Source organism: Streptomyces sp. NPDC058671 (genome assembly GCF_042716475.1).
GTDB lineage: Bacteria > Actinomycetota > Actinomycetes > Streptomycetales > Streptomycetaceae > Streptomyces.
Map to the genome: position 1 here is coordinate 177,895 of NZ_JBHXSA010000009.1, position 13,441 is coordinate 191,335.

Consider the following 13,441-nt stretch of genomic DNA (forward strand, 5'->3'; position numbering starts at 1 on the left):
AACGACGACGGGCCGCCCCATCCCGACGGAGCCGTGGTCCGGGTGGCCGCGGTGGGTGACATCCACCTGGGCCCGGACTGCCGGGGCCTGCTGCGCCCCTCCTTCGAGACCCTCCACCACAGCGCGGACGTCCTCCTCCTCGCCGGGGACCTCACCCGCCACGGGACGGTCGCCGAGGCGGAGGTCGTCGCGGACGAGGTGCGCGACCTGGGCGTCCCCGTCGTCGCCGTGCTCGGCAACCACGACTACCACTCCGAGCAGGAGACGGACGTCGCGCGCGTCCTGACCGACGCCGGGGTCACCGTCCTGGAAGGGGAGAGCGTCGTCCTGCCGGTGGCCGGCGGGAGGGTCGGCATCGCCGGGACGAAGGGCTTCTGCGGCGGCTTCGCGGGGCGCAGCGCCGGCGAGTTCGGCGAACGGGAGATGAAGGAGTTCGTCCGCACCAGCCGCCGGGGCGCCGACAGCCTGCGCCGGGCCCTCGCCGAACTGGACGCCGACGGCTGCGGCGCCCGGATCGCCCTCACCCATTTCGCCCCCGTCCCCGACACCCTCGCGGGTGAACCCGTGGAGATCTACCCCTTCCTCGGCAGCTACCTCCTCGCGGAGGCCATCGACGAGTCAGGGGCCGACCTCGCGGTCCACGGCCACGCCCACCTGGGTACGGAGCACGGCATGACGGCCGCGGGGGTACGCGTCCGGAACGTCGCCCAGCCCGTCATCCGCCGGGCCTTCGCCCTCTACCACCTCCCCCTCGCCCGGACGGCCCCCATGCCCGTGGCCGGGGTGACACGGACGCCGGGCTGAGCCTCCCCGCACATCTGTCCGGGCACGTCCGGTCGGCGTCCGCCATGTTTCCGGTGGCCGCCACGGGCTAGACGCGTGGTGAACCAGAGCGGGCCGCCTCCACTGCCGGGGGCGGCCCCTGACCCGCGCCGTCCGGCACATGGGAGGAACGATGGACCAGTCACGTGTCCCGGCACGGGCGGCCCTGCCGGGGGTCCGGCGCCACAACGACGGGGCGGACGGGCCGTCGCTGCCGGGCGGCGGCTCCGACGACGGCGCGCCGCTCGCCCCGGACGCGGCCCGTACCGCCCTCCGTACGCTCCGTGTCGTGACGTCCCACGGACCGAACGGGTGAGCGCGCCCGGCACCACCTCGACGGGCCGTCCCCTCCTCCCGTGGGATGCTCGTTCCATGACGGCCGAAGGAGCGCGAGCCACCGCCCCCGTGGCGTGCGTCGTCCAGGAACTGCTGGACGGCCTCCCCGGCTCGGTGACCTTCCTCGTCCCGCTCCACGGAGCGGACGGCGAGGTGGAGGACTTCCGGGTCGAGGCGGCCTCGCACGACGCCGTGGACATCGCGGGCCGCAGAGGCAAGGAACTGGTGGGAGTCAGCGTCGTCGAGACGTACCCGACCGTCCGGGGCACCGCCCTGTGGCGCGGATACCTCGAGGCGCTGGAGGGCGGCGCCCGCTACGACGGCGAGCCGTTCGCGTACGAGGAGGTGCTCGCGGGCATTCCCCACCGCTCCCGCTTCACCGTCCGCGCGTCCGCCTTCCGCGGGGGGCTCATCGTCTCCTGGGTACGCCTCGACAGTGGGGAGCGCGAGCAGAGCCGCCTTGAGGTGATGCAGCGCCTGGGGAACATGGGCTGGGCGAACTGGGACCTCGTCCGCTCCACCGTCACCTGGTCGGAACACGTCTACGACATCTTCGACCGGGACCCCTCCCTCGGCCCGCTGACACTGGAGGAGCTGCCACGGCACGTCGTGGCCGGTGACCGGCCAGCCCTCGGCAAGGACATCCGGCGCCTCGTCCGGGACGGCCGGGCCCTCGACCTCACCTTCCGCGTCGGCACGGCCGACGGGGAGGTCCGGCACGTCCGGCTCGTCGCGGAGGCCGACGTCGACGTCCTCGGTTCGCCCGTGGAGGTCCACGGCTTCTTCCTGGACCTCACCGCCAGGACGCGGGCCGAGGAGCGACTCCTCGGGCACGAGCGAACCGCCCTGGCCCAGCAGGGGCGCCTCGCGGCCGAGCGCGCCCTCGCCGCGCGACTCGAGCACGCACTGCTGCCCCTTCCGCAGCAGTCGCTGTGTCTGGCCGGCCTCACCGTCGACGTGGCCTACCAGCCCCACCAGGAGGGCCTGAACGTCGGAGGGGACTGGTACAGCGCCATCGAGCTGCCAGACGGCAGCGCCCTGCTCGTCGTCGGCGACGTCGCCGGGCACGGGCTCGACGCGGTGGCCACCATGGCCCAGCTGCGGTTCACCGCCAAGGGCATGGCGATCACCGGGACGCCCCTCGCCACGATCCTCGCCCGTCTCAACACGCTCCTGTGGCACAGCGCGGAGCGCGCGTTCAACACCGCCACGGTGATCATGGCGCGGTACGAGCCCGATACGGAACTCCTCACCTGGGTGCAGGCAGGCCACCTGCCGCCGCTGCTCCTGCGCCAGGGCGAGGCCCGCTACCTGCCGTCCCCCCACGGCGTCCTCCTGGGCGCCACGACCGGGACGCGCTACGACTCGTCCACCATCCGGCTGGTGCCCGGAGACCATCTGCTCTTCTTCACCGACGGCCTGGTCGAGGCCCCCGGGCAGCTCCTCGACGACGGTCTCGCCCGCCTGGCCCGTACGGCGGTCGAGCACAGCGGAAGCGACCACCTCCTCGACGACGTGCTCGACACCCTCGTCGACCCGGACACCCGGCGCGACGACATCTGCGTCCTGCACATCAGCGTCTGACCGCGAACCCCCGACCCCCACCCCGCTCACGACGCGAGAGGACCCGCATGGACAGGCCCGGCCCCCAGGTCCTCTACGCGAACCTCGTCTCCGATCTGGCGGTGGACCTGGAACAGCGCGAGGTCCTCGGCGCCTGGGCGGAGCAGGCACCCCGCGAGGCGTGGTTGCTGCGCGCGGGAGACATCCTCGTGACCCCGGTGCCGGTCGGGGAGGCGTTCCTGCAGTACGCCTGCGCCCTGACCGGCGTTCCCCGGGGCTCGGTGACGGTCCTCACGCTCCCCGACGGCTTCGTGTCGGCGGGGCGGCCGGCCCCGTACCCCGCGGCCGTCGAGGCGGTGCGCCGGGCAGCCGCCGGCCGCCCCGTGGCAGCCGTCCTCCCCACGGCCCTGGACGCGGCGGCGATCGGTCTCGCCCGCGGCCTCGGGACGACCGTGGCGCCGTACGCCTCCGCCGACGCGGCCGAGACCGCGCTCGACGTGACCAGACTGCTCAACACGAAGGCCGGCTTCCGGCGTACGGCACGGGCCCTCGGCATGCTGCTGCCGGACGGCCGCGTCTGCCGCCGCGACGAGGTGGCGGGGGTCGTCGAGGAGTTGCTGGGCTCGCACGAACGGGTCGTGGTCAAGCCCGACAGGTCCGCCGGGGGGCACGGTCTGCTCTTCCTCTCCTCCGCGGACGGCCCGTGGGCCGCGGACGCCCTCGCCCCGGTCGGCGGGGCGGACGGACTGTGGGTCGTCGAGGAGGAGATCGACGTGGCGCGGTCGGTGAGCGTCCAGTTGGAGACGGGCCCCGACGGACCGAGGTCGCTGTTCAGCGGTGAGATGCGGACCGTGGAGGGCTCTTTCACGGGCTATCTGTCACCCCTGCCCGCCCCCGTGGCACAGTGCGCGCCGACGCTGGAGTCGTGGGGTCGCGCCCTGGGCGGCTTCCTGACGGACCACGGCTACGCGGGGCCGTTCAGCGTCGACGCGATGGTGTCCGCCGACGGCCGGCTCCACGCGGGCGAGAGCAACGTGCGGCGCACGGCCACCACCACCCCGCGGGCCATGGTGGCCCGTCTCGCCGGGACCGCTGACCCGACCTGGGCGACGGGCCGCCTCCGGGCACCGGCGCCGTACTCCTTCGAGGAGGCCGTGGACCGGCTGCGCGCCGGCCGGATCGACTTCGACCGCGCGCGCGGCGAGGGGATCGTGCTGTACGCCGGTGCGCCGGCGGACGGCCTGACCTGGCGTTACGCGGTGGTCGCGGCCGACCCCGACGGCGTGGCGCGGTACGAGGAACTCCTGCGATCCTCCTTGACCCGCACTTCCTGACGCACCGTCACCGACGCGGGGGACACCTGCCGAGCCATCAGATGCGCCGACCGTGCGTGGAGTGGCGCGCGTGGGGCAGGCGGGCCGAAGGGCGTTGTCCAGAGGCCGGGGAGGCGACGGTGGAGATCTCAGGCGTGCTCAGCGCGCTGCTCATCGGAACGGTCGTCGGCGCGCTGGGGCGGTTCCTCGTCCCCGGGCGCCAACACATCGGGGTGCTGTGGACCCTCGTCGTCGGCATCGCCGCCGCGTTGGTGGGTACGGCGATCGCCCGGATGGTGGGGCTCTCCGACACCTCCGGGCCCGACTGGACGGAGTGGCTGGCACAGGTGCTGCTCGCCGTCCTCGGCGTCGCGGCGCTGTCGCAGGTGAAGGCCCTGCGCTGACCTCACCCTACAACTGCCGGACGTTTCAACCTGTTTGGGAACGGAACACCCGGCAACACGAGAAAGGAGAAAGTCATGGCCCATTCATCGGAAAGCGGGACGGACAGCAAGGCCGCGCGGACGGAGGCGGAACGGCCGCCACCGGTGGCCGAGGTCATCCGGACGGCGATGGAGCAGCTCGCGCTTCTCCTGAACCAGCGGGCGGAGGCCGTCAGCTCCTGCGGACGCGGTGAGGACGGCGACTGGCACCTGACGGTCGAGGTCCTCGAACTGGAGCGCGTACCGGACACGATGAGCCTGCTCGCCTCGTACGAGGTCGAAGCCGACCCCAGCGGGCACCTCATCGGCTACCGGCGCACCCGCCGCTACGAGCGGGGGCGGGCGGACCGCCGCTGAGTGACGCGGCTCCGCCCTTCCCGTACCCGTCCGTCCCGAGACGAGAGGGAGACCCAGAGAGATGACTGTCGTTCCTACCCAGACCGCCGCTCCGGCCACCTCCGGAGGTGGCTCCAGCGGTCTGTACGACGTACTGGAACTGGTGCTGGACCGAGGCCTGGTGATCGACGCGTTCGTGCGCGTCTCCCTGGTCGGCATCGAGATCCTGAAGATCGACGTCCGCGTCGTCGTGGCGAGCGTCGACACCTATCTGCGCTTCGCCGAGGCCTGCAACCGCCTCGACCTGGAAGCCGGTCCCCGCAAGAACCCCGGACTGCCCGACCTGGTCGGTGACATGACCGAGTCCGGCGCCCGGGGCAAGACCAAGGGCGCGCTGAGCGGCGCCGCGCAGACCATCTCCGACGCCTTGTCGCGTGACGACGAGCCGGAGGAGAAGGCCACCAGCAGCGGCAGCTCGCGCCGCCGCACCTCGACCCGCCGGGAGGAGAAGGAATGAGCACCTACGTCTACGGCATCGCCCCCGCCGACCGGAAGCTGCCCGAGCCGATCGAGGGCATCGGCAGCCCCCCGCGGCCCGTACGCACCGTCCGGAGCGGCGACCTGGTCGCCCTGTGCAGCGACGCGCCGCCCGAGCTGAAGGCCAAGCGCCGCGATCTGCTGGCGCACCAGCACGTGGTGATCACCGCCGGCAAGGACGGCCCGGTGCTGCCGCTGCGGTTCGGCGGGGTCTCGCCCGACGACGAGACCGTCGCCGCCATCCTCGAGGAGCACCACGACCGCTACGTGGAGCGGCTGAAGAAGCTCGACGGCAAGGAGGAGTTCAACGTCAAGGTCTACCACGACGAGGAGGCCGTCCTCCATGTCGTGCTCGCCGGGGACCCCGCCCTGCTGGCCCGGCACGCCGCCCAGCGCGCGGCGGGCGGTGCCACGCACGAGGAGAAGCTCGCCTTCGGAGAGCTGGTCGCGCGGGCCGTCGCCGAGCGGGAGAAGACCGACGCGGCGCTCGTCGAGCAGGCCCTCACGCCGTACGCGGCGGCCGTGGTGCGCGGACCGGAGGGCAGCGGCTGGCTGGCCAACCTGTCGTTCCTCGTGGACCGCGACCGGCAGGACGAGTTCCTCGGCGCCGTGCGCGCCCTCGCCCAGGAGCACGAGCACCTCAAGGAGCAGGTGACGGGGCCCCTCCCCGTGTACAGCTTCGTCGAGACGGAGTGACTCCATGGGACTGCTCAAGGAGGTCCTCCTGCTGCCGGCCGCGCCGGTGCGGGGCACCGCCTGGGTGCTGCGTCAGGTCGTCGAGGTCGCGGAACGGGAGTACTACGACCCTGAGGTCGTCCACCGCGAACTCGCCGGCCTCGTCGCCGCGTTCGAGGCCGGCGAGATCGACGAGGAGGAGTTCGACCGCCGCGAGGACGACCTCCTGGCCCGACTGGAAACGGCGCGGCGCGACTTCCGATGACCCCCACCCGCGAAGAGACGAGGAGGACACCGTATGACGATGCCGTCCGGGCTTCCGCGTCCGCATGACGACCAGTCGGCCAACCTCGCCGACATCCTGGAACGCGTCCTCGACAAGGGCGTGGTGATCGCCGGGGACATCCGCATCAACCTCCTCGACATCGAACTGCTCACCATCAAGCTGCGGCTCGTCGTGGCGTCGGTCGACCGTGCCAAGGAGATGGGCATCGACTGGTGGGAGCAGGACCCCGCCCTGTCGTCCGGAGCCCGCCGCAACGAACTCGGCAAGGAGAACGAGGAGCTGCGCCGCCGCATCGCCGAACTGGAGGCGAGGCAGGAGTCATGAACGACGAATCACTGCTGTACGTGTACGCCGTCGTCCGGTCCTCCGCCACCACCGGGCCGCCTCCCGGCCCGCCGGCCGACGAGACCCTGGGCGCGGGCCTGACGACCGTCACGCACCGGGGTCTGACGGCCCTCGTCGAAGAGGTCCCGGCGGCCGACTTCGACGAAGCGCCCCTGCGGGCGCGCCTTGAGGACCTGGACTGGCTCGCGGGAGTGGCCAGGGCCCACCACCGGGTGGTCGCCGCCGCGGGCAGCCACGTCACCACCGTGCCACTGCGGCTCGCCACCGTCTGCCGTGGCGAGCCGGGCGTGCGCCGTCTCCTCGACGAGGGCGGCGACCGTCTGTCGGAGACCATCGACCGCCTGACCGGCGCCCACGAGTGGGGCGTCAAGCTGTACGTCGACGAGCCGTCCGTAGGCACCGCGCCGGCGACCACCGCCGACGGCCCCCCGGCGTCCGGAGGGTCCGGTCGCGACTACCTGCGGCGTCGGCTGGGCGACCGGCGGGCCCGCCAGGACGTCGACGACACGGCGGCCAGGACCGCGCGGGAGCTGCACGAGCTCCTCGCGGGCGTGGCGGCGGAGACGGTGCTGCACCCGCCCCAGCAGGCCCGCCTGTCCGAGGGGCCGGGCAGGAACGTCTTCAACGCCGCCTACCTCGTGCCTGACGAGAGGCGGCAGGAGTTCCTGGACTCGGTCACCCGCCCCGAGGACCTCCACGCGGGCCTGCGCGTGCAGATCACCGGCCCCTGGGTGCCCTACTCGTTCACCCGGACCGAGACCGACGTCACAGGGACCGGAGGCGACGCCACCGGGTCCGAGACCGAGGTCACAGGCGCCCAGACCGACGAAGGGCCGGGCCGATGATCGACCAGCGGGAGATCGCCCTGGTCGACCTCCTCGACCGGCTCCTCGCCGGGGGCGTGGTCCTCGCCGGCGACATCACCCTGACGATCGCCGACGTCGACCTCGTCCGCGTCGACCTGAAGGCGCTCATCAGCTCCGTCGGCGACGCCGTGCCCTCCCCGTGGAAGCAGGTGACACCGTGACGACCCAGCCCCGACGGGTGGAACTCGACCCCGACACCGTCGAACGCGACCTCGCCTGCCTGGTCCTGACCGTCATCGAGCTGCTGCGCCAGCTGATGGAGCGCCAGGCCCTGCGGCGGGTCGAGGTGGGCGATCTCACGGAGGAGCAGGAGGAACGGCTCGGCCTGACCCTCATGCTCCTCGAGGACCGGATGGGACTGCTGCGCGACCGGTTCGGCCTCGAACCGGAGGACCTCAATATCGATCTCGGTCCGCTCGGCAAACTCCTGTGAAAGAGGGTTTGTTCCGGCCGAGTGCGGCTACACGAAGTCCATGAGTGCATCGGAGAAGAGCAACGAGACCCCGTCCGGTCGGAACAATTCGCGTGCCGCTTCGGAAAGCACCGGCACGCGCAACGGAACGAGCCGCGCCTCGAACGCGGCCAAGAAGACCGCGCAGACGGCGGAGAAGAGCGGGGCAGCGGCCACCGGGACGCTGACCGCGCTTCCCGCTCCTCTCGCCGAGAAGACCCTGGCGGCCGTTCACGCCGTCCGTGGCACCGGGGGGACGCTGTTGACCGTCGTACGCGCCCGCAAGGCGATCACGAGCAGTGCCGCCGTCAGCGCGGCGGCCGCGATCACCGGCGCGTACGCGCTGGGACGCCGGTCGGGACTCCGTTCCCGCGGCCCGGTCTCCCGGCTCATCGGCGTCCGCCTCTGACACGGGGTGATCCGGGAAAGAGCGATCGAATTTCCCGGCCGCCGAAAAGGAAACGTTTCGCCCGATTGATGTGAGACCCGTTCCCGAGGAATCCCTTTCAAGGGAAGGGAGTGAACGGGAACGGTTGAAGAAGAAATTCCGGAGGTTGTGACACATGGTTCCCCTGCTGTTGGTTCTGCTGCTGGCCCTGATCCTGTTCGGTGCCGGTTTCGCGGTGAAGGCCCTCTGGTGGATCGCCGTGATCGTGCTCGTCCTCTGGCTGCTGGGCTTCGTGGCCCGGCCGAAGGGCGGCAGTGGCCGCTGGTACCGCTGGTAGGCCACCCCGCACCGCCCTCGCGGTAGGACGACCGCGCCCGCAGCCGACACATCGGCGGCGGGCGCGGTCGTCTGCTGTTCGGATGAACCGGACAACGGACGAACCCGGCACGAGCCTCCTTCGAGGGATCGTGCCGGGTTCGACTCTGTCGAGATCAGGCCATCAGGACCGAGTCGTCCTCCGGGCGGGCGCCGGGCAGGCGATGGCGGGCGGCTATCAGTGCGGTGTCCACGTCACGGGTGCCCGTGGAGACGCACAGTGTGTAGGCGAGGTCGTCCATGCGCCGCCGCACCTCGGTGCCGCCGTTCTCCGCGTGCAGCACCCGCAGCGTCTCGTACTGCTCGATCAGATTGCTCAACACCGCGGGATGGGCCATCAACACAGTGCGTCTCCCCTCGCCGTCAGGGCGCCGACCGCCCGGTTCGCAGCGCCGTGTACCCCTCCTCCTCGGATCCATGCGGGTTGACGCGGGGCGGCCTGGGCAGGTACGCCTCCGTGAGGCGAGGGGGGGGGAGGCTCCGGGTGGGGCGGCTCGTTCAGGCCGCTTGATCCCCAGCCGCTCTCCTCGCGCCGATCACAGCGAGGTAGTGTCGTCTTTATTGCCGTACGGCAACGGTCGAGGCCGGAGCCGTACGGGAGGGGCGGCGGTCCGGCACCGTCCGTGACCGTGGTACCCCTCAGCGGGTGCCTGGCGAGCAAACGAGGATGAGGCATGTCTGAGACGATGATCGAGGGCTCCTCGGCCGCGCGGCGGCCGGGGCCGGCCGCTGTGGGGGAGTCCGAGCTGCGGCAGCTCCTGGCCGGTCTCACCGCCGTCCGGGACGGAGACTTCGGCACCCGTCTGCCCGACGAGGCGAACGGGCTGATGGGCGAGATCTCGTCCGTCTTCAACGGCATGGTCGACCAGCTCTCCCTCTTCACCTCCGAGGTGACGCGAGTCGCCCGCGAGGTGGGCACGGAGGGCACCCTGGGCGGACAGGCCGAGGTGCCCGGAGTGTCCGGCACGTGGGCGGATCTGACCGACTCGGTGAACGCGATGGCCGGAAACCTCACCACGCAGGTCCGTGACATCGCCCAGGTCGCCACCGCCGTCGCCAAGGGCGACCTCTCGCAGAAGATCGACGTCGACGCCCGCGGCGAGATCCTGGAGCTCAAGAACACCATCAACACGATGGTCGACCAGCTCTCCTCCTTCGCCGACGAGGTCACGCGCATGGCCCGTGACGTCGGTACGGAGGGAATCCTCGGCGGTCAGGCCGACGTCAAGGGCGTCTCCGGCACCTGGCGCGACCTCACCGACTCCGTCAACTCCATGGCCGGAAACCTCACCGCGCAGGTCCGCGCCATCGCGCACGTCGCCACCGCCGTGGCCACCGGAGACCTCTCCAAGAAGGTCGACGTCGACGCCCGCGGCGAGATCCTGGAGCTGAAGACCACCATCAACACGATGGTGGACCAGCTGTCGGCGTTCGCCGCCGAGGTCACGCGCGTGGCCCGCGAGGTCGGCACGGAGGGCAACCTGGGCGGCCAGGCCACCGTCCGGGGCGCCTCGGGCACCTGGAAGGACCTCACCGACAACGTCAACGTCATGGCGTCCAACCTCACCGGCCAGGTGCGCTCGATCGCGCAGGTCGCGACCGCCGTGGCCCGCGGAGACCTCTCCCGCAGGATCACCGTGGAGGCGAAGGGCGAGGTCGCCGCGCTCGCCGACACCATCAACACCATGGTCGACACCCTGTCGGCCTTCGCCGACGAGGTGACCCGTGTCGCCCGTGAGGTCGGCACCGAGGGCCGCCTCGGAGGCCAGGCGCGGGTGCCGAACGTGGCCGGCACCTGGAAGGACCTCACCGACAACGTCAACTCCATGGCGAACAACCTGACCGGCCAGGTCCGCAACATCGCCCAGGTCACCACCGCCGTCGCCAACGGCGACCTCTCCAAGAAGATCGACGTCGACGCACGCGGCGAGATCCTGGAGCTGAAGACCACCATCAACACGATGGTGGACCAGCTGTCCTCGTTCGCCGCCGAGGTGACCCGTGTCGCCCGTGAGGTCGGCAGCGAGGGCCGCCTCGGCGGCCAGGCCGAGGTCGAGGGCGTCTCCGGCACCTGGAAGCGCCTCACCGAGAACGTCAACGAACTGGCCGGGAACCTCACCCGTCAGGTCCGCGCCATCGCCGAGGTCGCGAGCGCGGTCGCCGAGGGCGACCTCACCCGCTCGATCACCGTCGACGCCTCGGGCGAGGTGGCCGAACTCAAGGACAACATCAACTCGATGGTCGGCTCGCTGCGCGAGACGACCCGCGCCAACCAGGAACAGGACTGGCTCAAGTCCAGCCTGGCCCGGATCTCCGCCCTCATGCAGGGCCACCGCGACCTGGCTGTCGTCGCCGAGCTCGTCATGGACGAGCTGACCCCGCTCGTCTCCGCCCAGTACGGCGCCTTCTACCTCGCGGAGGACGGTGAGACAGGCGTCGAACTGGGACTCGTCGGCTCCTACGGCCGCCCCGTGGACAGCTCCGGCCACGACCGGTTCAAGCTCGGCGAGTCCCTCGTCGGCCAGGCCGCCCGCAGTCGCCGTACCATCGCCGCCGAGGACGTCCCCGACGACTACGTCTCCATCTCCTCCGGACTCGGCCGGACGGCGCGCGGCAGCCTGATCGTGCTGCCGATCGTGGTCGAGGACCAGGTCCTCGGCGTCATCGAGCTGATGTCCTTCACCCCCTTCACCTCCGTGCACCGGGACTTCCTGGAGCAGCTCATGGAGACGGTGGGCGTCAACGTCAGCACGATCGTCGCCAACGCCCGTACCGACGAACTGCTCGGCGAATCCCAGCGGCTCGCCGGCGAGCTGCAGGCCCGCTCCGAGGAACTCCAGGTCCAGCAGGTCGAGCTGCAGCGCTCCAACGCCGAGCTGGAGGACAAGGCGGCCCTGCTCGCCTCGCAGAACCGGGACATCGAGGCCAAGAACCTGGAGATCGAGCAGGCCCGGCAGGAACTCGAGGACCGGGCCCAGCAGCTCTCCCTGGCCTCGAAGTACAAGTCCGAGTTCCTGGCCAACATGAGCCACGAGCTGCGCACCCCGCTCAACAGCCTGCTGATCCTCGCCCAGCTGCTCGCGCAGAACCCGACCCGCAACCTCACGGCCAAGCAGGTCGAGTACGCCGGCATCATCCACTCGGCCGGCTCCGACCTCCTCCAGCTCATCAACGACATCCTCGACCTGTCCAAGGTCGAGGCCGGGAAGATGGACCTCAACCCGGAACGGGTGGAGCTGCGCCGGCTCCTCGACTACGTCGAGGCGACGTTCCGCCCGCTCATCACGCAGAAGAGCCTCGCCTTCACCGTCTCCACCGCCCCGGGCGCCCCCGGCGACCTGGTCACCGACGACACCCGGCTGCGGCAGGTGCTGCGCAACCTGCTCTCCAACGCCGTCAAGTTCACCGAGCGCGGCAGCGTCGAGCTGGTCATCGAGCCCGCGTCCGACGACGAACTGCCCTCGATGGTCCACCGCGGCGGCAGCGTGGTCGCCTTCCGGGTCAAGGACACCGGCATCGGCATCCCGGCCCAGCACCTGGAGGCCATCTTCGGCGCCTTCCAGCAGGCGGACGGCACGACCAACAGGAAGTACGGCGGCACCGGCCTCGGTCTGTCCATCAGCCGTGAGATCGCCCACCTGCTCGGTGGCGCCCTCACGGCCGAGAGCGAGCCCGGCGTCGGCAGCACCTTCACGCTGTACCTGCCCGTCGCCCGTGCCGACCTCAAGGAGCAGTCCGCCCAGGACCAGGCGGCCGTGTCCGAGCAGGACCCGGGCCACGAGGAACTCGGCGAGGGTGCCCCCGCCGCCCGCCCCGCCCTGCCGGCCGCCCCGCAGGCGCGGCAGACCAGGCGCCTCCTCGTGATCGAGGAGCGCCCGCGCGGGCTGCTCTCCCTCGTCGCCGAGAACGCCGTCACGGAGCTGACCGCCGACCGCGCCCACGCCGACCGGGAGGACATCGAGCTGATCGCGGTCGTGGGACCCCAGGAGGCCGCGTCCGCCCTCGCCACCCAGCCGTTCCACTGCGTCGTGCTGGACGTCGACATGGCCCACGGCGAGGCCCTGCGTTTCCTCGACGCCATGACCGGGGACGAGGCCCTGCGCACCGTCCCGGTGCTCGCCCACAACAACCGCAGGCTCGCCGACGAACAGGAGCGGGCTCTCCAGGCGCTGGCCCGCCAGCGTCCCCTCGAACTGCTCTCCAGCCTCGACGAACTGCGCGAGCGGATCGCCCTGCACCTGTCCGCCGACCAGCCGGGCGACGTCGTGCCCCTGATGCGCGGCGAGCACCGGCCGCCGACGCCGCAGAACATCGACACCACCCTGCAGGGCCGCACGGTGCTGGTCGTCGACGACGACGCCCGCAACCTCTACGCCCTCAGCGGCATCCTGGAACTCCACGGCATCAACGTCCTGCACGCCGAGAACGGCCGCGAGGGGATCGAGGCGCTCACCGCGCACCCCGAGATCGACCTCGTCCTGATGGACGTCATGATGCCCGAGATGGACGGCTACACGGCCACCTCCAAGATCAGGCAGATGCCCGCGCACGCCGGACTGCCCCTGATCGCGGTCACCGCGAAGGCCATGCCGGGGGACCGTGAGAAGAGCCTGGCCTCGGGTGCCAGCGACTACGTGACCAAGCCGGTCGACGCCGACGAGCTCATCGCCTGCATCCACCGGTGGCTGAACGAGGGATAGTCCAT

The 13,441-nt window shown here is 71.5% G+C and carries 17 protein-coding genes; 16 read left to right on the top strand and 1 reads right to left on the bottom strand.

The genetic code is table 11. The annotated features are described in order from the left end of the window. Positions 1–33: 33 nt before the first annotated feature. From ACFWV2_RS14130 to ACFWV2_RS14200, 15 genes are all read left to right on the top strand, one after another. Positions 34–804 (top strand): metallophosphoesterase, encoded by a 771-nt coding sequence (locus ACFWV2_RS14130; RefSeq protein ID WP_384405338.1) that lies wholly within the window; start codon positions 34–36, stop codon positions 802–804. Between the two features lie 151 nt (positions 805–955). Continuing rightward, entirely contained in the window at positions 956–1,138 is a 183-nt protein-coding gene (locus ACFWV2_RS14135; RefSeq protein ID WP_384405245.1) for a hypothetical protein, read from the top strand. Positions 1,139–1,194: 56 nt separating this feature from the next. Then, positions 1,195–2,742, top strand: coding sequence for a PP2C family protein-serine/threonine phosphatase (locus ACFWV2_RS14140; protein ID WP_384405246.1), 1,548 nt, complete (start codon positions 1,195–1,197; stop codon positions 2,740–2,742). Positions 2,743–2,789: 47 nt separating this feature from the next. After that, entirely contained in the window at positions 2,790–4,055 is a 1,266-nt protein-coding gene (locus tag ACFWV2_RS14145) for a peptide ligase PGM1-related protein (protein WP_384405247.1), read from the top strand. A 119-nt stretch (positions 4,056–4,174) separates the two neighbouring features. Beyond that, on the top strand, positions 4,175–4,438 hold the full coding sequence (locus tag ACFWV2_RS14150; RefSeq protein ID WP_384405248.1) for a GlsB/YeaQ/YmgE family stress response membrane protein: 264 nt from the start codon (positions 4,175–4,177) through the stop codon (positions 4,436–4,438). A 75-nt stretch (positions 4,439–4,513) separates the two neighbouring features. Continuing rightward, positions 4,514–4,834, top strand: coding sequence for a gas vesicle protein GvpO (gene gvpO, locus ACFWV2_RS14155; protein WP_360791260.1), 321 nt, complete (start codon positions 4,514–4,516; stop codon positions 4,832–4,834). Positions 4,835–4,895: 61 nt separating this feature from the next. Further along, complete coding sequence (locus ACFWV2_RS14160; protein ID WP_384405249.1) at positions 4,896–5,330, top strand: gas vesicle structural protein GvpA; 435 nt, start codon at positions 4,896–4,898, stop codon at positions 5,328–5,330. Then, a complete protein-coding gene (locus tag ACFWV2_RS14165; protein WP_384405250.1) occupies positions 5,327–6,046 on the top strand; it encodes a GvpL/GvpF family gas vesicle protein in 720 nt (239 codons plus the stop codon). The genes ACFWV2_RS14160 and ACFWV2_RS14165 overlap by 4 nt, the downstream gene beginning before the upstream one ends. 4 nt (positions 6,047–6,050) lie before the next feature. Beyond that, positions 6,051–6,290: a gas vesicle protein GvpG gene (locus tag ACFWV2_RS14170; protein WP_384405251.1), complete on the top strand. Its 240-nt coding sequence runs from the start codon at positions 6,051–6,053 to the stop codon at positions 6,288–6,290. Positions 6,291–6,323: 33 nt separating this feature from the next. After that, on the top strand, positions 6,324–6,635 hold the full coding sequence (locus tag ACFWV2_RS14175) for a gas vesicle protein (RefSeq protein ID WP_360791248.1): 312 nt from the start codon (positions 6,324–6,326) through the stop codon (positions 6,633–6,635). Then, positions 6,632–7,501: a GvpL/GvpF family gas vesicle protein gene (locus tag ACFWV2_RS14180; protein WP_384405252.1), complete on the top strand. Its 870-nt coding sequence runs from the start codon at positions 6,632–6,634 to the stop codon at positions 7,499–7,501. Before ACFWV2_RS14175 ends, ACFWV2_RS14180 begins: the two co-directional genes overlap by 4 nt. After that, positions 7,498–7,683, top strand: coding sequence for a gas vesicle protein (locus ACFWV2_RS14185; protein WP_360791242.1), 186 nt, complete (start codon positions 7,498–7,500; stop codon positions 7,681–7,683). Before ACFWV2_RS14180 ends, ACFWV2_RS14185 begins: the two co-directional genes overlap by 4 nt. After that, positions 7,680–7,955 (top strand): gas vesicle protein K, encoded by a 276-nt coding sequence (locus ACFWV2_RS14190; RefSeq protein ID WP_360791239.1) that lies wholly within the window; start codon positions 7,680–7,682, stop codon positions 7,953–7,955. The genes ACFWV2_RS14185 and ACFWV2_RS14190 overlap by 4 nt, the downstream gene beginning before the upstream one ends. A gap of 40 nt (positions 7,956–7,995) precedes the next feature. Beyond that, positions 7,996–8,382, top strand: a complete 387-nt coding sequence (locus ACFWV2_RS14195) for a hypothetical protein (protein ID WP_384405253.1) — start codon at positions 7,996–7,998, stop codon at positions 8,380–8,382. A 154-nt stretch (positions 8,383–8,536) separates the two neighbouring features. Next, a complete protein-coding gene (locus tag ACFWV2_RS14200) occupies positions 8,537–8,698 on the top strand; it encodes a DUF5670 family protein (RefSeq protein ID WP_073816292.1) in 162 nt (53 codons plus the stop codon). 154 nt (positions 8,699–8,852) lie between these two features. On the opposite strand, the gene ACFWV2_RS14205 is transcribed toward ACFWV2_RS14200, so the two are convergent. Continuing rightward, positions 8,853–9,080: a DUF5133 domain-containing protein gene (locus ACFWV2_RS14205; protein ID WP_384405254.1), complete on the bottom strand. Its 228-nt coding sequence runs from the start codon at positions 9,078–9,080 to the stop codon at positions 8,853–8,855. A 330-nt stretch (positions 9,081–9,410) separates the two neighbouring features. On the opposite strand from ACFWV2_RS14205, the gene ACFWV2_RS14210 reads away from it, so the two are divergent. Further along, positions 9,411–13,436 carry a HAMP domain-containing protein gene (locus ACFWV2_RS14210; RefSeq protein WP_384405255.1) on the top strand — a complete coding sequence of 1,342 codons (4,026 nt, stop codon included), beginning with the start codon at positions 9,411–9,413 and terminating at the stop codon, positions 13,434–13,436. The last annotated feature ends 5 nt before the right edge of the window (positions 13,437–13,441 follow it).

Bases quoted from the DNA above. Each gene is read 5' to 3' on its own strand.
- ACFWV2_RS14170 (WP_384405251.1), top strand. From the start codon at position 6,051: ATGGGACTGCTCAAGGAGGTCCTCCTGCTGCCGGCCGCGCCGGTGCGG.
- ACFWV2_RS14200 (WP_073816292.1), top strand. From the start codon at position 8,537: ATGGTTCCCCTGCTGTTGGTTCTGCTGCTGGCCCTGATCCTGTTCGGT.
- ACFWV2_RS14135 (WP_384405245.1), top strand. From the start codon at position 956: ATGGACCAGTCACGTGTCCCGGCACGGGCGGCCCTGCCGGGGGTCCGG.
- ACFWV2_RS14145 (WP_384405247.1), top strand. From the start codon at position 2,790: ATGGACAGGCCCGGCCCCCAGGTCCTCTACGCGAACCTCGTCTCCGAT.
- ACFWV2_RS14165 (WP_384405250.1), top strand. From the start codon at position 5,327: ATGAGCACCTACGTCTACGGCATCGCCCCCGCCGACCGGAAGCTGCCC.
- ACFWV2_RS14140 (WP_384405246.1), top strand. From the start codon at position 1,195: ATGACGGCCGAAGGAGCGCGAGCCACCGCCCCCGTGGCGTGCGTCGTC.
- ACFWV2_RS14195 (WP_384405253.1), top strand. From the start codon at position 7,996: ATGAGTGCATCGGAGAAGAGCAACGAGACCCCGTCCGGTCGGAACAAT.
- ACFWV2_RS14160 (WP_384405249.1), top strand. From the start codon at position 4,896: ATGACTGTCGTTCCTACCCAGACCGCCGCTCCGGCCACCTCCGGAGGT.
- ACFWV2_RS14210 (WP_384405255.1), top strand. From the start codon at position 9,411: ATGTCTGAGACGATGATCGAGGGCTCCTCGGCCGCGCGGCGGCCGGGG.
- ACFWV2_RS14185 (WP_360791242.1), top strand. From the start codon at position 7,498: ATGATCGACCAGCGGGAGATCGCCCTGGTCGACCTCCTCGACCGGCTC.
- ACFWV2_RS14175 (WP_360791248.1), top strand. From the start codon at position 6,324: ATGACGATGCCGTCCGGGCTTCCGCGTCCGCATGACGACCAGTCGGCC.
- gvpO (WP_360791260.1), top strand. From the start codon at position 4,514: ATGGCCCATTCATCGGAAAGCGGGACGGACAGCAAGGCCGCGCGGACG.
- ACFWV2_RS14180 (WP_384405252.1), top strand. From the start codon at position 6,632: ATGAACGACGAATCACTGCTGTACGTGTACGCCGTCGTCCGGTCCTCC.